At 30.3% G+C, this 21,441-nt stretch carries 19 protein-coding genes and 1 pseudogene; 14 read left to right on the top strand and 6 right to left on the bottom strand.

The features are described 5' to 3' along the window. Positions 1-7: 7 nt before the first annotated feature. Positions 8-793 (bottom strand): IclR family transcriptional regulator, encoded by a 786-nt coding sequence (locus CF386_RS09410; protein ID WP_145955045.1) that lies wholly within the window; start codon positions 791-793, stop codon positions 8-10. A 218-nt stretch (positions 794-1,011) separates the two neighbouring features. Here CF386_RS09410 and CF386_RS09415 point away from each other — a divergent pair, with 218 nt between their 5' ends. The 6 genes from CF386_RS09415 to CF386_RS09440 all read left to right on the top strand — a co-directional run bounded on the left by CF386_RS09415 (position 1,012) and on the right by CF386_RS09440 (position 7,408). Beyond that, positions 1,012-2,319, top strand: a complete 1,308-nt coding sequence (locus tag CF386_RS09415) for an L-fuconate dehydratase (RefSeq protein ID WP_089074187.1) — start codon at positions 1,012-1,014, stop codon at positions 2,317-2,319. 8 nt (positions 2,320-2,327) lie between these two features. Further along, on the top strand, positions 2,328-3,479 hold the full coding sequence (locus CF386_RS09420) for an alpha-hydroxy acid oxidase (RefSeq protein ID WP_089074782.1): 1,152 nt from the start codon (positions 2,328-2,330) through the stop codon (positions 3,477-3,479). A 13-nt stretch (positions 3,480-3,492) separates the two neighbouring features. Next, positions 3,493-4,551 (top strand): aldo/keto reductase, encoded by a 1,059-nt coding sequence (locus tag CF386_RS09425; protein WP_089074188.1) that lies wholly within the window; start codon positions 3,493-3,495, stop codon positions 4,549-4,551. A 22-nt stretch (positions 4,552-4,573) separates the two neighbouring features. Beyond that, positions 4,574-5,332: an SDR family NAD(P)-dependent oxidoreductase gene (locus tag CF386_RS09430; RefSeq protein ID WP_089074189.1), complete on the top strand. Its 759-nt coding sequence runs from the start codon at positions 4,574-4,576 to the stop codon at positions 5,330-5,332. Positions 5,333-5,341: 9 nt separating this feature from the next. After that, complete coding sequence (locus CF386_RS09435) at positions 5,342-6,235, top strand: fumarylacetoacetate hydrolase family protein (protein ID WP_089074190.1); 894 nt, start codon at positions 5,342-5,344, stop codon at positions 6,233-6,235. 213 nt (positions 6,236-6,448) lie between these two features. Beyond that, complete coding sequence (locus CF386_RS09440) at positions 6,449-7,408, top strand: hypothetical protein (protein WP_089074191.1); 960 nt, start codon at positions 6,449-6,451, stop codon at positions 7,406-7,408. Between the two features lie 80 nt (positions 7,409-7,488). On the opposite strand, the gene CF386_RS09445 is transcribed toward CF386_RS09440, so the two are convergent. The 4 genes from CF386_RS09445 to CF386_RS12705 form a co-directional block, all read right to left on the bottom strand. Further along, entirely contained in the window at positions 7,489-7,860 is a 372-nt protein-coding gene (locus CF386_RS09445; RefSeq protein WP_158522373.1) for a LytR/AlgR family response regulator transcription factor, read from the bottom strand. A gap of 536 nt (positions 7,861-8,396) precedes the next feature. Next, a complete protein-coding gene (locus CF386_RS09455; RefSeq protein WP_089074194.1) occupies positions 8,397-8,753 on the bottom strand; it encodes a LytR/AlgR family response regulator transcription factor in 357 nt (118 codons plus the stop codon). 650 nt (positions 8,754-9,403) lie between these two features. Then, positions 9,404-10,420 carry a LytR/AlgR family response regulator transcription factor gene (locus tag CF386_RS09460; RefSeq protein WP_089074195.1) on the bottom strand — a complete coding sequence of 339 codons (1,017 nt, stop codon included), beginning with the start codon at positions 10,418-10,420 and terminating at the stop codon, positions 9,404-9,406. 72 nt (positions 10,421-10,492) lie between these two features. Next, positions 10,493-10,636, bottom strand: a complete 144-nt coding sequence (locus CF386_RS12705) for an outer membrane protein assembly factor BamE (RefSeq protein ID WP_145955046.1) — start codon at positions 10,634-10,636, stop codon at positions 10,493-10,495. Positions 10,637-10,817: 181 nt separating this feature from the next. Between CF386_RS12705 and CF386_RS12710 the strand changes: the two genes are divergently transcribed. After that, positions 10,818-11,618 (top strand): hypothetical protein, encoded by an 801-nt coding sequence (locus CF386_RS12710; RefSeq protein WP_145955047.1) that lies wholly within the window; start codon positions 10,818-10,820, stop codon positions 11,616-11,618. A 57-nt stretch (positions 11,619-11,675) separates the two neighbouring features. Here the strand turns inward: CF386_RS12710 and CF386_RS09475 are convergent, their stop codons facing one another. Further along, a complete protein-coding gene (locus CF386_RS09475; RefSeq protein ID WP_089074197.1) occupies positions 11,676-12,821 on the bottom strand; it encodes an ABC transporter substrate-binding protein in 1,146 nt (381 codons plus the stop codon). A 369-nt stretch (positions 12,822-13,190) separates the two neighbouring features. Between CF386_RS09475 and CF386_RS09480 the strand changes: the two genes are divergently transcribed. The 7 genes and pseudogenes from CF386_RS09480 (at position 13,191) to CF386_RS09510 (ending at position 21,389) form a co-directional block, all read left to right on the top strand. Next, positions 13,191-13,967 (top strand): glycosyltransferase family 2 protein, encoded by a 777-nt coding sequence (locus CF386_RS09480; protein WP_089074198.1) that lies wholly within the window; start codon positions 13,191-13,193, stop codon positions 13,965-13,967. Between the two features lie 403 nt (positions 13,968-14,370). Continuing rightward, a complete protein-coding gene (gene kdpA / locus CF386_RS09485; RefSeq protein ID WP_089074783.1) occupies positions 14,371-16,089 on the top strand; it encodes a potassium-transporting ATPase subunit KdpA in 1,719 nt (572 codons plus the stop codon). An 11-nt stretch (positions 16,090-16,100) separates the two neighbouring features. Then, positions 16,101-17,830 (top strand): annotated as a pseudogene (kdpB, locus tag CF386_RS09490) (potassium-transporting ATPase subunit KdpB); the annotation flags it as partial. Between the two features lie 321 nt (positions 17,831-18,151). Then, positions 18,152-18,712 carry a potassium-transporting ATPase subunit C gene (locus tag CF386_RS09495; protein ID WP_089074199.1) on the top strand — a complete coding sequence of 187 codons (561 nt, stop codon included), beginning with the start codon at positions 18,152-18,154 and terminating at the stop codon, positions 18,710-18,712. Positions 18,713-18,797: 85 nt separating this feature from the next. Then, positions 18,798-19,592 (top strand): DUF4118 domain-containing protein, encoded by a 795-nt coding sequence (locus CF386_RS09500; RefSeq protein WP_089074200.1) that lies wholly within the window; start codon positions 18,798-18,800, stop codon positions 19,590-19,592. A gap of 68 nt (positions 19,593-19,660) precedes the next feature. Then, on the top strand, positions 19,661-20,722 hold the full coding sequence (locus CF386_RS09505; RefSeq protein WP_089074201.1) for a sensor histidine kinase: 1,062 nt from the start codon (positions 19,661-19,663) through the stop codon (positions 20,720-20,722). Continuing rightward, the gene (locus tag CF386_RS09510; RefSeq protein WP_225971789.1) at positions 20,700-21,389 is read left to right on the top strand and encodes a response regulator transcription factor; all 690 of its coding nucleotides are present in this window, start codon (positions 20,700-20,702) and stop codon (positions 21,387-21,389) included. Before CF386_RS09505 ends, CF386_RS09510 begins: the two co-directional genes overlap by 23 nt. Positions 21,390-21,441: the final 52 nt, after the last annotated feature.

Below are 21,441 nucleotides of genomic sequence, written 5' to 3' on the forward strand. Positions count from 1 at the left end.
GGCTTTATCATTTCTCATAACCAAAATCATAAGAAATTTTTTCTGCGGCTTTTCGAACATAATCACTTGCTAAATCAAGATTAAGTCTATTTGAACCATCTAAAAATTCCATAAATGGAACCACAAGTGCCGCTAAAATTTCACCTGAAGAATCAAAAACTGGATATCCGATATCACAAACGCCATGAACTTGCTTACTCGGTAGTTTTAATAAAGAATGTTTTTTTAAAGATTTGATTGAGGTTAAACATTGATTTATTAAGTCTGAGGAATATTTATCTTTCATTAGTTTTAACATCCCACTTTTTTGTATGTCAGATGCGTTTGACAGAATAATTTTTCCAGAGCATGTATCTAACATAGATACAGTGGAACCTAATCTAACACTAAAAATACGGTCCGAAATAGGATCTTGTTGAACCACCACGTGCCCCTCGCCAGAGTAAAAAGCAACAATATGACAGGATTGTTCTATTTCAAAGGCCAGTTCTCTTAAAGTTGGAGTTGAGACATTATGAAGTTTTTTAAGAGGTGTAAATCTATTGGCTAAGGAAAAAAACTTTATAGACAATTTAAATTTATCTGTATCTGAAACACACTCAATAAATGATCTTTGCTCAAGTACAACTAACATTCGAAACAATTCACTGTAAGTTTTTTTTAAACGCTCTGCAATTTCATTTGCCCTAAGCCCATCTGGTTCCGAGGATAATAGTTCAATAATATCCAGTCCTTTTTCAAGAGCCGGAGCAGAATAATTTGTTTTCTTTTTATTTAGGTTCGCCTGTACCAAAGTAATATCTCCATCATAACCTTAAAATAGTACACCAGATAACGGTTCAAAAAAAATTTTTATATTATTTTGAGTTAACTTTCAAGTTATTTATCACAATTTCTATCCATATATACACTAATTTGATAAACATCAAACTTTCTTATAAATGTTTTGACACTCCTTTGATAATTTTTTATATATAAAATTAAATTTCATATATAAATAACGGATTAAACATGAATTCTAATAAAATAACTGACTTAAAAACATATGATGTTCGATTTCCAACCTCTGAGAACTTGGATGGTTCAGATGCAATCAATAAAGATCCTGACTACTCTGCGGCATATATAGAATTAAAAACTGAACAAAACAACCAAGGTTACGGACTTATTTTTACAATTGGTCGTGGAAATGATGTGTGTTGTCAAGCTATTGAATCAATGAAACATTTGGTAATCGGAGAGGACTTTAATGACATAAAAGAAAATATAAATTCCTTTTACGACAAGTTGCGATCCGACAGTCAGTTAAGATGGCTAGGCCCAGAAAAAGGGGTGATTCATATGGCTATGGGTGCAATTATGAATGCAGTTTGGGATATGTGGGCAAGAACTGAAAATAAACCTATCTGGTTGTTATTATCTGAAATGGAGCCTGAGCAGTTTATTAACTGCATCGACTTTCGTTATTTAAGTGATGTGCTTTCTAAAGAAGAAGCTTTACAAATGGTTAAGGCGAATCAAAAAGATAAACAACAACGAATCAATTTTCTAAAAAATAAAGGCTATCCCTCTTACACAACATCCGCTGGTTGGTTAGGCTACAGCGATGACAAATTAAGAAGATTAGCTAAACATGCAGTTGATGAGGGCTTTCAACATATTAAATTAAAAGTTGGCCAAGATATAGCTGACGATATTAGACGATGTAAAATTGCAAGAGAAGTTATCGGTGATGATGTTAAGCTCATGATCGATGCTAATCAAATCTGGGAAGTTCAAGAAGCTATAGACTGGGTAAATGAATTAGCACCCTCAAAGCCATGGTTTATAGAAGAGCCTACATCTCCTGATGATATTTTGGGACATAGAAAAATTAAAGAAAAGATAGGTACAGTGAAAGTTGCAACTGGAGAGCACTGTCAAAATAGAATTATTTTTAAGCAATTTATTGAAAATGACTCCCTAGATATCGTTCAAATAGATTCATGTCGACTTGCAAGTATTAATGAAATATTAGCTGTTTATTTAATGGCGGCCAAGTTCAATAAACCAGTATGTCCTCATGCGGGCGGTGTTGGATTATGTGAATACGTTCAACACTTATCCATGATTGATTATGTTCAAATATCAGCAAGCCTTGAAGACAGAGTAATAGAGTTTGTTGATCATCTACATGAACACTTTGAAGATCCTTGCCAAATAGAAAATGGAAGTTATGTTGCCCCATCTAAACCAGGATATAGTATAAAAATGTTTGATCAATCAATCGAACAATACTCTTATCCAAATGGCTCTGAATGGCAAAAAAGATTGAAGTGAAGTGTATTATGATTGATTACTATAACAACAAATTTCCAAATATTTCGGATTTGCAGACAAAAGCTCGAAAAAAAATACCAAAATTTGCCTATGATTATCTCGTGGGCGGTTGTATTGACGAAATTAGTGTCAAAAAAAATATCAGAGACATAGAGAACGTTGAACTTAGAAGTGAATTTTTAAAACCTACAAAATCATCTAGCATAGAAGTTGACTTATTTGGCAAAAAATATTCAGCTCCATTTGGCGTTGCCCCAATTGGTTTACAAGGTTTAATGTGGCCAAAAGCACCTGAAATTCTAGCAAAAGCTGCAAAAGAAAAAAATATTCCATATATTTTAAGCACTGTTTCTTCGGCTAGTCTGGAGAAAATAGCAGAAATATCTGAGGGTAATGCATGGTTTCAACTGTATAATCCCTCAAAAGAAGATATAAGAATAGATCTACTTAGGCGTATTAAAGAAGCTGAATACCCGGTCTTAGTAGTTACTGTGGATGTTCCTACCTTTGGTTATCGTCCTAGGGATATTAAAAATGGTTTATCTATGCCTCCTAAAATGTCTCCTACTAACATTTTTCAGATGATTAAAAGTCCAAACTGGCTTTATAACATGTCTAAGAGCGGTAAACCAGAGTTGAAGACTTTACTTCCCTACATGCCAGAAGGAATGTCGTCAAACGAGCTTGCTGACTTCATGAACAAAACAGTTATGGGAAGTGTCGATTTGGACGGTTTAAAGCCAATAAGAGACATGTGGCAAGGACCTCTAGTTATTAAAGGTTTGATTAATCAAAGGGATGTACAAAAAGCTATTGAACTAGGTGCAGATGGAGTCATTATTTCTAATCATGGTGGTAGACAGCTTGATGTTGGAGAAAGCCCTATCAAACCCTTAAAAAACATTTCAGAAAAATACGGCAACCAAATAAAAATTATGATGGATAGTGGTTTAAGAAGTGGCTCAAACATTGCCAGCGCGCTTGCATTGGGTGCAGAATTTACTTTCCTCGGTCGCTCTTTTGTGTATGGTGTATCGGCGCTGGGAGAAAAAGGAGCCTATCACACTATTAATTTATTAAAAACTCAATTAGAGCAAGTAATGGCTCAATTAGGCTGTGAAAATATTCACAACTTACGCCAACATCTTGTAGAGATATAGTAAGGAATAAAGAATGCGTAATTATGGACTACAAAAAAATTTAGTCGGTCAAACCTCTATTAAAATTAGTAATATTGGATTTGGCGGAGCATCAATTGGTAACTTATTTCGTTCCATATCAAATGAGCAAGCCAATCAAGCTGTTCAGAAGTCAGTTGAACTGGGTATTAACTACTTTGATACAGCCCCTAGATATGGTCATGGATTAAGTGAAAGAAGATTAGGAGATAGTCTTAGAATCCACGATCGGGAAAAGTTAATTATCTCAAGTAAAGTCGGTAGAATTCTCAAACCAATAAGAAATATAGAACCAAATACATTGAGACATGGATTTCAATCACCTATGCCCTTCGATGAAATTTTTGACTACTCCTATCATGGGATTATGAGATCTTTTGAAGATAGTCTTCAAAGACTTGGTACGTCGCACATTGATATTATGTATATTCATGATATTGGGGAATTTACTCACCAAGATATGAATAATCATTATTATGCACAATTAAAAAATGGTGGGTTTCGTGCTTTAGAAGAATTAAAAAAGGATGGTTCCATCAAAGCCATTGGAATAGGCGTCAATGAAACTGAAATCTGTAATAAAATGTTAGATGACTTTCAACTTGATGTGATTCTTCTTGCAAGCAGGTATACTCTTTTAGAGCAAGAGTCTTTGAATCATTTTTTTCCAAAATGTAAAGAGCTTAAAACATCAGTAGTCATTGGTGGTGCATACAACACTGGAATTTTAGCCACAGGTGTTAACAATTATAAATGCCCTATTTATAATTATGAAAAAGCACCTCAGTCTATTATTGAAAAAGTTAGGGTCATTGAAAATATTTGTCTTGAATATAGTGTTTCTCTTCCTGCTGTCGCACTTCAGTTTGTTCTAGCAAATGAAAATGTTGCCTCTGTGATACCCGGTTTAGCTAAATCTTCAAGAGTCGAAGATACTCTAGCACTTCTAAACCAAGACATACCATCAGAGTTATGGAGTAAATTAGTCACAAAAGGCATTATTTCTGAAACAGCTCCTTTGCCCAGAAAACAAGTAGAGCTTGACTATCAATAAAATGAAAACATAAGGAAAATAGATGAAAAGTATTATCGTAACAGGTGGAGGAAGTGGAATTGGTCGCTCCATCTGTGAAATTTTAGCCAATAATAATTTTACAGTTCAAGTACTGGATATGTGCCTTGATTCAGCTTATGAAACAGCATCTCTCATTGAATCTAAAGGGGGAAAAGCTTATCCTCTCAAAGTCGATGTGACTAATTTTGATGAAGTTAATCAAGCTATCAAAAATATAGGTGAAGCGTTTCAATTGTTTGGTTTGGTCAATAATGCTGGAATCGCTCATATTGGGAATATTGAATCAACAACTTCCAATGATATGGATAAATTGTATCAAGTGAACATTAAGGGTGCTTTTCATTGTTCTCAGGCTGTGATACCTTTTATGAAAGCTAATAACGAAGGAGTTATCGTTAATTTAGCTTCTATAGCTGCAAGTGTTGGTATACAGGATCGATTTGCTTATTCAATGACTAAAGGCGCTGTATTAAGTATGACCTACTCTATTGCTAGGGATTATATTGATTTTGGGATTCGTTGTAATAGTGTTTCTCCTGCAAGAGTTCATACACCTTTTGTTGATAATTTTATAAAAAATAATTATCCAAACAATCAAAATGAAATGTTCGAAAAATTATCCAAATCCCAACCAATTAAAAGAATGGGAACACCAAAAGAAGTTGCCTCAATGGTCAATTACTTATTTTCAGAAAATGCAGCTTTTATGACAGGTACTGACTTTCCGGTAGACGGCGGCTTCATTAAATTAAATAACTAAGGAATAAACATGAAATTACTAAGATTTGGTCCTAAAGGACAAGAAAAACCAGGTTTAATAGACAAAGATGGAACGATTAGAGATCTTTCTGCTTACATTACAGATGTTAATGGTGATGCGCTTTCTACAGAAGTATTAAATAAACTTCAAACAATTGATCCAAACACCCTGCCCGAAGTCGATGAAAATACCAGAATAGGGCCTTGTGTTGGCAATGTCGGTAAATTTTTATGTGTTGGCTTAAATTATAGTGATCATGCTAAGGAATCTGGCATGGCTTTACCCAAAGAGCCAGAAATTTTCACAAAAGCAACTAGTGCAATCAGTGGTCCTAATGACAATATTATCAAGCCTAAAAATAGTGATAAATTAGACTGGGAAGTTGAGTTAGCAATTATTATTGGAAAAGAAGCAAAATATGTTGATGAAGTAGATGCAGAAGATCATATTGCTGGTTACTGTGTCTGTAACGATGTCTCAGAAAGAACTTTTCAATTGGAAAAAGGTTCTCAGTGGGATAAAGGTAAAGGATGTGATACTTTTGGACCTATTGGACCATGGCTTGTCACTAAAGATGAAGTCAAAGATGTTTTAAACCTTAAAATGTGGCTAAAAGTTAATGGTAAAACATTCCAAAATGGAAATTCAAACACGATGGTATTTAAACCCGCTTACATTGTCAGTTATCTTAGTCAGTTTATGAGTCTTCAACCTGGTGATGTGATCACAACAGGAACACCTCCCGGTGTTGGATTAGGACAAACACCTCCTCATTATCTAAATAGTGGAGACAAAATTGAACTTGGAATTGAAGGACTTGGAACTCAATCACAAACTGTTTGCGATTATAAAAGTTCAACAAACGCAATAACCCATAAAGAGCTTGAAACAGTTACAGAATAAAACAAATAATGGATTAATATTTATTATATTAATCCATTCGGTTGATTCTTTTTTAATATATTGATTTATAAGTAAAATATTTTACAAATTAGCTCCTAATTTTAATCCCTAAAAATCATTTTTTATCCCTATATAGCCCGTTTATCACCTAAAATCTTACTTTTCGCTAGCTCGTAACAAAATTGTTTTCTTACACAAAAAGTATTGTTAAATTTGAGCAGAATTTTAAATACAAAAATTTTTAGGAAGCAACATGAAAAAAAATTAATAACAGCCTCTTTTTCAAGTCTAATACTACTAACAGCATGTGGCGGTAGTTCATCTGGCTCTGATTCAAAACCTGCTCCAAAACCTGAGAAAGTGCAATTTTCTTTTCCAGATAAGACAGTTAAAAATCCGATTTATTATGGTGACAATTTACCCTTACCTTTTTCTAGTGACAATGGCCTAACTTTAACAAAAACACATTCTTCCATTGATACAGACTCATTAAAAAGCCAATTTATATCAACCATTGGTGCTAATAAATCAGATGTCAGAGATTTCACACAGAAGATTAACTGTATAGGTAATGATTGTTATGTTCCAATAGATAGAACTATAACTAATGATCCCAAATATAATTCACAGGTTCCACTCCACGCATATTGGACAATTTTAAATAATGGAACAAAAAATGATGGCTATCATATTCCCAAAGATAGAACAACGATTGCACAAGATCAAGCAAATGTAACCATAACTTTCTCTGGTTTTGCGAGTGATAGAGTTTATAATGAGTTCAATAAATATCAACCCATATACTTTAAAGACTATTATTTGATCGATAATGGCAAAAACTTCAATGAGTTAGGAAGACTAAACCACTTCTTGGTAGATAATGAGAGCATTCAATTTACAAATTGTGGTGATACAATTTCTAATCCAGTAGTAACAGTTACCAACTCTTCACCAAAACATAAGTTAGATACTCCTTCGTTCACTAAGAAAGATAATACTTTTACATTTGAAGATGATGTCCAACACGATGATAGAAACCCTTTTAATAGAGACGATCAATCTACTATTGTTATCACTTTCTCTAAAATAACTAATACTGATAACTGTAAAATAAATTTGATTGAAAAGTCAGGTATAAAATTAAATTTAAAAACTGGACAAATGGACCAATAAAATTCTTTAGAATAGTCTTTAATCTAGTAAATGAGCATTAATTTTATGCTCATTTTTAGTTCTAAATAAACAATCGGTAATCAGTTAGTCATAAGACTTAGATATTGTTTTGATGTTGGAATGACATGATTTTCTAAAGATACAATTGTATTATCTTTTAAGTTCTTTAAATCAAAAAAATCAATATTAATAATAAATGAACGGTGCACCCGAACAAAAGATTTAGGCAAACTAGATTGAATTTTTTTTAATGAAGTTTTCATTGGAAACTCCTTTTTAGAAGAGACTAAGTCAATGTAATTTCCATCCGCTTTTATATAAATAATATCCTCCTTTTTAACTAGTTCGTCTTTGTATAGTCCTTTAATAATAAAAAAATTTTCATGATGCTCACTGGTTTCCTTTAATTTAAATTTTATATCATTTTTATATGAATGAGATATATTATTCACTTCTGGTTTTTTATTTGTATTAGTATCTTCAGCAAAATTAAATATAAGAGGGATAAATTTCTTAAGAAAAATAAAACCAGTATTAACTGAGTATGTTGTTTAAAGGATATCCAAAACCGATTTGGATTAGCCCAGTTAAAGTTACCGGTATCAATTGGGCCAATATAATAGGTATTTGCATAAAATGTAGGTTTAATTTTCAACACATATTCAATGGTTACATTAATTAACAGTACCGTCGCTATGATAATAATCAAACTTTTCAACATTAAAAAAATATATATTTAAAGACAGCTTTATAACTTTTATGCTCTATGGTTAAATCACTAATTTTAATAATAATCAATGCACTCACTATATTAAAAAATAATGCTGTAAGTTGACATAATATTTCAGGATAAAAATTATCTATTTCCCAAAACTTGAGGTGTAAAATAGGCGGTATATTCCAAGAGAGATAAGTATAAAGATAAAAGAGAAATGCTAAAGTTTTTTGTCTCTTATAGATTAATTTATACAATTTATAAGAATTAAATCTAAGCATAATTCTTCCAAGCTAAATTTAATTCATCAATATATTTTTCTGAAACAGTATATCTATCTTCATTGATTAATACCATCTCATTGTTATTCAAGTCTAGTACATATTTTAAATTAACAACCACTCCCCTTTTAATCTGAATAAAGTTTCCAGATAGTTCTTTGAGTAATGTAGTTAATGTTTGTCGCATTGGAAAAAAATGTTCCGTTGTATGAAGGTGAACGTAATTACCTGAAGATTCAACTCTCATAATTTCATTTTCTTTGACCACTATATTCTGATTTAATGCATTTACAGAAAAATATTTTTCGTTTTGTTTATTACTTTTTGATTTATCACCTGTAACTTCCACAAAATTTGCAATTCTATATTTTTTTTAATCAATCTACCTAAAATAAAATAAAAAAATATGAATATCAAAAACATACTACTATTCATAACTTGAAGTGATACAAAGCTTTCAACTAAATACTCTATATATGTTAAAAACGATCTTTCCAGAACATATTTTAGAAAAACATGATATATATATGGATATATAAATAGGTAAAGAAAGATTATAAGAAAGATTTTAAAAAATAAATAATCATGATTTTTGTTAAATAAAAATAAGATTGTCTTTAATGTGATGTAAAAATATATTGGTACAAATAAAAATTTATAGACCAATTCAGGAATAGTGAAAAAATTAAGATCAGGTTGGAAAGTTGAAATTGAAATTATAAAAAACACACATAATTCAACAAGAAAATTGAATATAAAAAAGCCAAAACCGTTGAAAGTGCAAGGTGATCATTAACCCAGTAAATATAATTATAATTCTTTTTCACATTAAAAATTTATGATTACTAATATCTTAAGTGTAAACCACTTTTTATTTTTATCAGGTACATTTTATAATATTTGATAATCTAAATGAATTTTGAAAAAAAAATCAAGATGCATAAGTTATTCAAATGAACTAAAACAAATAAAAATAAGTTATTTTATTGATTACTAAGCTTAGTTTCTTGCCCACTTCATTTTAAACTCTTTCTGATTGCTTCTAGAAATAGAGATTTCTGTATTATTTTTCATAATGGCATACATTTTTCTATCCTCATTATCTATCTTGATATCATTTACTTGATTTATATTTATTAAAGCAGAGCGATGTATTTTCATATAAAAATCTGGAAGTTGAGGTAAGATATTTTTCAAAGTGGCTCTAATTAAAAAAGAGTCATCATAAGTAATAAGTTCAACATAATTACCATCAGAGTGAATGCTGATGATATCTTTAACCGATATAAAAAACTCTTTATTTAACTTTTTGGCTATAAAAACTTCGATTAAATCAACGGGCTCTTTAGCAGTGTTACTATCTAGTGCATCACACGGTAAAATAGATTTTTTCGAATTATTATCTGTACTATCTTGTTTTTCCTGAAGTTTGGCATTATACCTCCCAACTTTCTCTAAAAAACCTCGAGTTAGGATTGTTAACTGTTCTTTTTTTAAAAAAGATACAAAAAATGCATATGTGATTATATGCAAAGCTGGACTTGTACTTATAAATACGTAATAAAAAAAACCGTTCCAATTAAAAATAATCTTAAGTCCCTGTAACCAAATATAAAAAAAAGAATGCTGAGCAATGATAGCTTTTCCAATAATTTCCGGATGAAAAAGATATATAGATACAATATCCGTCGTAGAAACGGCTATATAAATAAAACAACAATAAAGTAAAATTACGGTTATTAAACAACGAGCTTTGTATAAAAATGAACATGATTCATTGCTGAAAACTCTGCCCACCCAGTATAGAGAGAAAGCTATAAAAATAAATCCAAACAAATGATTTTCAACTTCTATGAATAACTGATATTTTAGTGATGTGGTTACATTCACTGAATCTAAAGTTCGAACTCTTGTGATAGCATTTTGAAAAGTATCAACAAAATATTTAAAAAAAACAATACCTAAAAAAATAAAATAGAATGGATTGTTTTTATAATATTTCTTAAATTTATTCATAGAATTATCTCAAAATCAAATGGACAATATTGTACATCAATGTTGGAATCATTCAATGGATTGACTTTCTTTTTACAATCGAATCCATGCGTCATCCTCTAAAAATAATTTAATATTTTGTTGAGAATCATCTATTTGAATGTTTTTTTTATTACTTACATAGTACCAAGTTCTTCTTCTCCTGATATGCAGGATATTTTTTCTTCTAATTTTCATAAATAAATCCTTTTATTTAAATTCATTTTGACATTTTTTGATAACTAAGCTTCGTTGCATTTTGCAAATATAACATAAGAAATGTGAATTTTTATAAACATTTTATTGATATATTAAAAAATTAACTTGGCATATTTTATGCAGAATAAAGATGTGTTTGATATTAACTAGGTAAGATTTAATGTTAATAAAATCAATAAAAATACTAATCATATTATTTTTTACCTTAACCCTTTCTGCATGCGGAGGGGGTGATGGTGATAGTAATACATACAAAGAGCAAGAAACAGAATCGGCTCCAAACCCAGACCCTAATCCAGATCCAAATCCAGACCCTAACCCAGATCCAAATCCAGACCCTAACCCAGATCCAAATCCAGACCCAAATCCGGATCCAAATCCAGACCCAAATCCGGACCCAAATCCAGACCCAAATCCAGACCCAAATCCGGACCCAAATCCAGACCCTGATCCAGAACCTGAGCCAAATGATATTCGACCCAAATTGGAAGTAAGAAATAATTGCCCTGATGATCTTGTAGAAGAACGAACCATAATATTGGTGGTTGAAGGAACAGGGACTGGGACAATTACACTACAAATCGATCAAGATGATACACAAAAGGCTGCTGGTAAATCTTATGGATCATTCATGATACCAAACACTTCAATAACTGCACATTTTGATGAAGATGATAGAGACGGAACACAAACAATAATAGAGCCTCAAATTAGGGCTGGTGACCCATATGAATTTATCTTCACAGACCTGAACCCGAGTAATACAAATTGTGATGAACAAGAGATGAGAGTCTTGACACAAGAGGATGTTAACGCAATGGATCGATTAAGTGATAAAGACATTGGTAAGGTGTGTTTATTTGATAATGATGATAGAAAATCACCAAATAGCAATGGCAAATATAAGAAAAAATTTTGTAATGCATTGATTTATATTTCTGATCATACAAACGATGAATAAATATTAAAAATAAAAGAAAAGTTAAAAATAATTATTTTTAACTTTTCTTTGTTTAATTTATACAACAAATAATGGATTTCCTATCATTGTATTATGACTTATTGAATTTATATCTTGAAAGGTTTTATTCGGGTCTAATGATTTAAACAAATTGGGATAAATCCATTTTGCAAAATACTCTATAGCAATAATATTATAAGGTGAGTTATGCAAATTCATCCAAATAGAATGAACGTTATTTGTGTTTTTTGCATTGATTGCATTAAACCACGTTCTATTTAATAATGTAGCTTGTTCTTTTTTTACATCCTTCATATTGACTGGTGGATAACCTAGAGGGACACCTTGCCCACGTGAATGCCCTTTTTCATCTTTCCATGAACTGGTTTGCATAATATAAATATCAGGCTGCAAGCTAATAACAGTTTCTGGTAAAGTAGTAATAAAGTTGTTACCAACGTGAGAATTTGTCATGACATTTTGAGCGGACAACAAAGGTATAAATGTACCCATATCAGCATCTCCATAAGTTCTCAATGAACTGTTACCAATTCCAGCAGCTCGTTCAATAAAAACTGTTTTTTTATTAGATTCTTTTCCGTGTTTTTTTATCTTTGTTAAAATGTTTTTTAAATGGGTATCATAAATTTTTTTGAAGGCTTCTGCTTCTTTTTCTCTATCTAACGCTATCCCAATGGTTTCAATTGATTTTACAGTGTTTTTAACAGGGTTAGAGTAAAAATCGTAACTGATTACAGGAATTCCTGCTTTTTGTAATACATCAAATATGCCTGTCTCTTCTCCTGTTTTTACCAGAGTTTGATCAACAATCAAAATATCAGGTTTATTTTTCATTTCAATAAATTTTTCAGTATTAAATCCGCCTGAATTTATATATCCTAACTCAGGAATGTTTTTTAAATTTGGATATTTTTTAATAAAATAATCATATTGACCTGGCGTGCCCGCTTTCATATCGCCTCCCCATGCAACAACATGTTTTCCGGCTTCATTACCATATAATATTTCTAATATCGGAAAACCTCTACTATAAGCTAAGGCAATGTTTTTAGGCTTATGGTCAATAGTGACAGTTCTTCCAGATACATCTTTTAATGTAACAGGATAATTGGTGGCAAATACTGAAATACTAAAAAAAAATAGTATTCCAGTTATAAAAAATTTGATAAAAGTATTTTTCATTTTATATTTATGTGATTTCTTAATGGTAATCAACACCTTAATGAAAATAAGAATCAATATCAACTATGGAGGTATTACATTCATCTATATTAGGTATTCTGTTAGACAAAATTAACAAATTTTGGTACCAAATTTGTAGAAAAATCCTTGAATTTTTTAAGATGTAATAACCGTCAAATAACTCAAAGGCAATGATTAATCCTATAATATATTTGTTTTTAGTTTATTATTTTTAAATAAGTAAATTTTTTAGATTTATTAACTTTATATTACTTTGTGTCATGGAAAATATTTAACTTTTATTGAAAAGATTGTATTATTTACTCAATTTTTAGGTTCAGATTTTTTATTGCAGCAAGGAAAAGCAATATGAATGAGATATCTTTGTATATTTTGACATATAATAGCGAACAATACTTATCAAAAATTTTAGATAAATTAAAAAATGTTGTTGATGAGATCTTAATTGTTGACAGTGGTAGCTCTGATTCGACACAACAAATCGTTGAAAGATACAAAAACACCCGTTTTATATTTAATAAGTTTGAAAACTTTAAACAACAAAGAATGTTTGCAGAAAAAAATTGTAAATTTGACATGATTCTTTTTCTTGATTCCGATGAATTACCTTGTGATCAATTAGTTGAATCTATAAGAAATATAAAAAAATCAGGCTTTGAACACCATGCCTATAGAATTGCTAGGTACTGGAATGTATTACAAAAAGATGTTCGTGCTATATACCCTATTTGCTCTCCAGATCATCCGATTAAACTTTATAATAGAAAGTTTTGCTCATTCAAAAACTCTGCACTAAACCATGCAAGCCCGAGTGGTTATTTATCACAATCTATTGTGAAGGGTAAATTAAGTCATTTTACATTTGAAACCAAGAAAATATTAAAAAATAAAGTTGAACATTACTCTGATATGGATGCCAAAGAATTAATTCGTAAAGGGAAAAAATCAAATAATCTAAAAATTATATTTAACCCAGTTGGTGCATTTGTAAAGTGGTATCTCATAAAAGGTGGTTACAAAGATGGTATTACTGGAATTCACTTAGGTAAGTATGCATATGACTATACAAAAAAGAAATATTTAAAAGCTAAAAACTACAGAAAAAATTTTCATACACACAAATAATTAATAAACACTTCAGTTTTAAACTCATCTATCCGAAACCTCTTATTTGATATTTTTTTATAATAAGGGGATCACTGAACATAAAACACATCGTCAATAAATAGCTTTTTTAAAGCATGTCATACTCTAAAATTTATTAAATCAAATATATTTCTTTATCTAAAATACATTAAGTACTTAAAAAGCTTCCGAACAATAACTCAAAGATAAAAAAATTAAATTTTTATGTTTTTTTTATATTTTTTGAAAATTTCAATATCGTAATTTTATGTCAAAAATTTATATAATTTTCTTCGAATTTACTTATAACAAAGAGAATTTTTATGTTGTTTTTAACTGGAATTGTTTTTTTAACTTTATTCATTTACATGCTTTTAGTTTTATTGATGCCGGAGAAGTTCTAATGAATATAATATTTTTAGAATCAATACTAATGCTGGTAGTTGTAATATCGACATTAGCACTTTTGATGAAACCATTAGGCTTGCATATGTTCAATGCTTTCGAAGGAAATAAAACATATTTGGATTTTTTTGGAAAGCCTATGATGAGAATATATAGCCTAATGATTGGAAAAAATATTAATGAAAACCAGACAGCTAAATCATATTTTATTTCTTTGATGATGTTTTCATTAATTTCTATATTTGTTTTGTTTTTGGTTTTAAAATTTCAAAGTTATCTCCCACTAAACCCAAATCATATTGTAAATATGTCATGGGATCAGGCTTTAAATACAGCTGTTAGCTTTGTTACCAATACAAACTGGCAGAGTTATTCTGGTGAAACTGGCGTGTCATACTTTTCTCAAATGGCAGGACTAGCAGTGCAAAACTTTCTTTCTGCTGCTGTAGGGATAAGTGTTGCAATAGTTTTATTACGTTCTTTAAAGAAAGATAGAAATGATATTGGAAATTTTTGGTATGACTTAGGAATAAGTGTTTTTTATATTCTTCTGCCTCTTTCTATTATTGTAAGCTTAATATTTGTTTGTCTCGGTATACCTCAAAATATTGATCCTAATACACTTGCTCACACAATTTCACAAGGAGAACAAGTAATTACACAAGGACCAATTGCTTCTCAAGAATCAATAAAATCTATAGGGACAAATGGCGGAGGATTTTTTAACGCAAATTCAGCCCATCCATTTGAAAACCCTAATGCAATAACTAATTTTATTCAAGTTATCTCAATTCTTTTGATTCCATGTGCATTTACTTATCTTCTTGGTAAATATACAAATAAGTTAAAGCTAGGTTGGTTAATATTTGGCATTATGTCATTTTTATTCATTATTAGTTACAGTGTAATGAGCATGAGTGAGCTTCATTTACTCAAAGATTCTACAACTCATTTCTTAAGTAATTTTTATGAATCCAATTCAACAATATCAAACATGGAGGGTAAAGATGTAAGATTTGGTATTATACATTCTACAATATATAACACTGCTTCTACAGCTGCATCCGATGGTGGTGTCAACTCTTTCATGGATAGCTATACACCCATTGGCGGAATGATGGCATTAATTAATATGGCAACAGGTGAGATCATATACGGAGGAGTTGGTGCCGGTCTTTATGGAATGTTGATGTATGTTATTCTTGCTGTTTTCATTGGATCCTTAATGATTGGTCGAATACCCTCCTTCTTAGGAAAACGTATTGATGGTAAGGATATGAAATTAGCAATGCTCAGCATCATTGTACCGCCCTGTTTGGTTTTAATTTTCACAGCTCTTACAATGGTACTACCCGAATATAAAAATGCTCTTACCAATGAAGGTGCGCATGGTTTTACAGAAATACTTTATGCTTTCACATCTGCATCTAACAATAATGGTAGTGCTTTTGCTGGACTTAGCTCCAATACGATTTACTTTAATACAACCCTTGCTCTCTGTATGTTTCTAGGTAGGTTTGTGAGTATTTTTGCAGTTATCTTTATTGCTCATAATTTTATTAATCGTAAAAATGTTCGCATAAATACTACTAATGACATACAAGTTACATCATTTGTGTTTTCAATTTTATTGTTATTTACAATAGTGGTTATTGGGGCACTGACTTTTTTTCCTGCTCTATCCATTGGCCCATTGCTTGATAATTTTTCATACTAAGGAGGCATTTTATGAATACCAATAATCAATCAATTTTTAATAAAAAAATATTATTACCAGCAGTTGTTGAGTCATTGTTTAAATGTAACCCCTATAAAATGTACAAGAATCCAGTTATGTTCTGTGTTCTTTTAGTTACAATACTTTGTACCCTAATATTGTTTAATAATATTTTACATAATGTTGCAACTACTTTTGATTCAGCTTGTGTTATTTGGCTGTGGTTTACTATTTTATTTGCTAACTTCTCTGAAAGTATTGCTGAAGGTAAAAGTAAAGCTCAAGCTGAAACATTAAAATCAACCAAACAGGAACTTATTGCACATAAAATTATTAATGAAACTACACTTGAAACAAGTAAAGTTAATGCAGAGGAGTTAAAAGTTGGTGATTTAATATTTGTTAAAAAAGGTGATTTAATTGCCTGTGATGGAGATGTTGTTGAAGGATGTGCTTCTATCGATGAGTCGACTATTACAGGTGAGTCAGAACCTGTCATAAAATCAAGTGGTTCTGATAACTGTGCTGTAACAGCCGGAACACTTGTTCTTTCAGATGAAATTATCGTTAAAATTACAAAAAACCCCGGTGAGAATTTCATCGATAAAATGATAGCGCTTGTAGAAGGATCTTCACGATTAAAAAGTCCAAATGAAATCTCTTTGAATATTTTATTATCTGGACTAACTTTAATTTTTATAGTGGCCATAATAGCTATTTTTGGCATGTCGCGATATTACAATTCTTCTTTATCTATCATAATGCTTGTTGCCCTTTTTGTGACACTTATACCGACAACAATTGCTGGTCTTCTTTCAGCTATAGGTATATCTGGCATGGATAGATTATTGAAACATAATGTTATTGCCTTATCTGGAAAAGCTATTGAGGCTGCTGGTAGCGCTGACATATTGCTACTAGATAAAACAGGGACTATAACAGTTGGTAATAGGTATGCTACCCAATTTATTCCTTTAAAAGGTAATTCGATAGACGAATTAGTTCAAGTTTCATATTTATGTTCTTTTAAAGATGAAACATCCGAGGGTAGATCTATTGTATCTTTAGCACAAAACAATTTCTCAATCACCGATGAAATTATCCCTACAGATAAAATGAGTTTCATCGAGTTTTCAGCATTCACAAGGATTAGTGGCATAGATTATTTAGATCAAAAACTAAGAAAAGGCGCTGTAAATGCGATAATTGAAGAACATAAAAAAAACAATAATGACTTTGATGAAAGTGAGTTACAGAGCATAGTTGAAAATATAGCTTCAGATGGAGGAACTCCCCTAGCTGTTATGAAAAATAATAATATTTTAGGTGTAATTGTCTTAAAAGACCAAATAAAACCAGGTATTAAAGAAAAGTTTTTAACTTTAAAAAAATGGGGATTAAAACAGTGATGGTAACTGGTGATAACCCCCTTACAGCCGCTGCTATTGCTAAAGAAGCTGGCGTTGATGATTTTGTTGCTCAAGCATCACCTGAAGATAAACTTAATTATATCAAAGAAGTGCAAAAAGAAGGAAAAGTTGTTGCCATGTGTGGTGATGGAACAAATGATGCACCCGCACTGGCTCAAGCTGATATTGGCGTAGCAATGGCATCTGGTACTTCTGCAGCAAGAGAAGCAGGAAATATGCTTGATCTTGATTCAGATCCATCTAAACTGATCAAAATCATTGAGATTGGTAAACAAATTCTTATTACTAGAGGAGCCCTAACAACGTTTAGTATAGCAAATGATGTTGCAAAATATTTTGCTATTATACCAGCATTATTTATTCTTACGTTACCAGCTCTGAAAGAATTAAATATTATGCATCTAAGCTCTCCTAACAGTGCTATTTTATCAGCAGTCATATTTAATGCTCTTATAATTATTGCTCTAATACCCTTAGCACTTGTTGGAGTTAAATCTTCAACATTAAACCCCCAAAAGCTTCTGAAAAACAATCTAATTAAATATGGTTTTGGTGGTATTTTAGTTCCATTTATTGCAATTAAGATTATAGATATTTTCTTAACAAGTATAAATTTTTTATAGGTGCTTATTATGTTTAATTACATCAAATTTTCTATCTTAAGTTTAATATTTTTCACGTTTTTATTAGGAATAATTTATCCTGGTTTAATAATGCTAGGTGGAAATCTCCTTGCTTACAAAGAAACACATGGTTCTTTATTATATAAAAATCAAAAAGTAATTGGATCTAGCTTAATAGGCCAAAACTTTTCAAGTAATCAAAGTTTATTCCAATCTCGCCCTTCCGGATCAGATTATAATACTTTAGCAACTGGTGGCTCTAATCTTGCGCCTAATAGTAATAAGCTTGTAAAAGAATTAAAACAAAGAATTGCTGATTTACATAAATTAAATGGTAATAATAAAAAAATACCTGAAGAATTGGTTTTTGCCTCTGGAAGTGGTCTAGATCCTAATATCTCTGTAAAGGCAGCCCTTTATCAGGCTCCTAGAATATCAAAGGAAAATAATATTCCTATAGATAGCATAATAGAGTTAATTCATACTCATGAAATTCAAGGATTTTTAAATCCAAATTATGTCAATGTATTGAAACTTAATATTGCATTGTTAAAATTAAATGAAAAATAAGGGTCTAATCAACGAATTAAAATATATTTAATTCGTTGATTAATCATATATACTAAAAATTATTGTATAAACATTGGGTTCATGCATGTCCGAAAAAGATTATCAAAATAATATTTTAATCTGTTTTTCATATGAAGACTTTAATGAAGAGTTACTATTAAGTTACGCCAACTTATTTAATACTAAAAACTCCAAAATTCAAATTTTATTTATAGAGAAAATAGTTAAAAATCATAAAAATAATATTCAACTGGAATTAAATATTCAAAAAAAAGCCAATGATTTAGGTTTTGAAGTACATCATATTAGTTCTTCAAATTATTATCTTGACTTATTAAATTATGCGAAGCTTAAAAATATTACTGATATTGTTTTAAATTACCCTAAATATGTTTTTTGGAATAAATGGTTTGTTATAACAAAGCTAAATCGTTTTTTAAAAAATGCTGGAGAAATCCAAATTCACTTAAAAAACATGAAAAGCAACTCTGTATCATTGCTCTCACAGTATTTATCATTAATTGACTTAAGTGACATCCAAAAGAGAAGCATGAAGTCTTTTCTAATTATCTTTCTATTTTGTTTTTTAATTTCTCCTTTTTTAGAAATTATTAGGATTACCGATGCCTCTATGATTTTAATTTTATTATTAATGTTATGTTCTTATTTGTATGGATTTTTGCCTTCACTAGTTGCAACATTAATAGCCTTAGGATCATACTACTATATGTTTCTTAGCCCGAAACTATCATTCAGTCTTGCTTCAATTGAGCAAGTTATTTCATTTTTTGTTTTTATGGCAGTATCATTTATTATTATTCGACTAACATCATTCACAAAGTTCGCAATTCAAATTCTTCAAAAAAAGAAAGTACATTAATAAAGCTATATAACTTTTCAAAATATTTAAATCAAACAGACTTTGAATCTCAAAGTGATTTAATAGAAATGCCACTAGATTTATATTTTGATTACGAGACTTTTTTTATTGAGTCGTCGGATCATATTCATTTAAAAGAAGAAAGCTTAAAGAAAATCAGCTCCCAACTAATTACCCCTATTCGATATGCATTCTCTAATCAGGTTGATTGTGGGTTTTCTACACAAAATAATATTTTTTCAATTAATTATTTTTTAATGCCCATTTCAATTGAGAATAGAAAAATTGGCATAATTGGTGTTAAATTAAACAGCCTCTTGGAAAAAAATAATTTTATGAAATATGATAAAAAATTATTTTTAAATATGTGTTCTCAAATTAGCATCGTCCTTAGAAAAAAAATTGCTGATGAAGATACATTGATATTAAAGCAAAAATCAATGCAAAATTTAATCTTATCCTCTCTATCACACGATTTAAAAACTCCACTTTCATCAATAATTGGGAGTTTAAGCTCATTAGAAACACTTTATGATTCATTGGATAAAAATGACCGCTTGGAATTTGTTCAAATTGCACAAGAAGAGGCAAAGAGACTCGAGTTTCAAACAAGCAATATGTTAAATATGCTTAAACTTGAGAACAAAACGAGCTCTCTAAAACTCGAGAAAGTAAATACTCAATCGTATTTAAAAAAGATTTGTACTATTTTTAAGAAACGTTATCCAGAATTTCAATTAGAAATTACAGTGAAAAATATTTTTAAGATAAAGATTGATACTAGTTTTTTTGAACAAGCTCTCTTTAACCTATTAGATAATGCTGTTAAATATTCATTAAATTGTAAAAAAATAAAGATTAAAATTTGGTCAAATAATTATGATGCATTTATCTCAATATCAAACCAAGGTAATCCAATAGAAAAACATGAACTAACAAAAATATTTGATTACTTTTATCAAGTTCGAAAATCTGATTTACAGCGTGCTGGAAGTGGATTAGGATTAGCTATAGTAAAAGAAATTATAAGCGCACATGATGGAAAAGTATCAGCTAATAGCATGTCTGGTATGAATACATTTACGATTCAACTGAGAGCTGAAAATAATGAAAAAAATACTGTTGATTGATGATGAACCTCAAATAAGACGTTATATAAATAAAACTCTACTAGTTGTTGGTTTTGATGTATATTTGGCACCAAATGGTAAAGAAGGCTTAAGACTTTGTAACGAAGATCATCCCGACTTAATATTATTAGATTTAGGATTACCAGACATAGATGGTCAAGATTTACTTGTTATGTTTAAAAAAAACTATCCTGAACTACCTATTATTGTTTTATCAGCTCGAGACCAAACAGATGAAATTGTTCAAGCTATAAATTCTGGCGCTAATGATTATATCAAAAAACCATTTGACACTCCTGAATTAATTGCTCGAATAAATCGACATATTTCTCTTTCAAAATCAACTGAATCAATACAAAATGATTCAAAGTTTTCAATTGCAAATCTAAGCATGTCCATTGAAAAACATGAAGTCAAAATAGATGATGAGGTCATCCATCTATCCAAGAAAGAATTTCAAATTCTGCACTACATGTTCCAGCAAAAAGGAAAAATCATAACTCAAAATCAGTTATTAAAAGAAGTATGGGGCAACACCTTTAGCGATGAAGTGCAGTATCTCAGAGTGTATATTGGCCAACTAAGGAAAAAGTTAAAAAACTGCTCCATACAACCCTTAATTACAACAGAGTCAGGAGTTGGTTATTACTTTGGCAAGGTAAGTTAAAAAAAACCTAATTTGATAGCTTTAAGTCTTATTAATTTTATGCAAGGACTTG

This window comes from Paraphotobacterium marinum (genome assembly GCF_002216855.1).
Classification (GTDB): domain Bacteria; phylum Pseudomonadota; class Gammaproteobacteria; order Enterobacterales; family Vibrionaceae; genus Paraphotobacterium; species Paraphotobacterium marinum.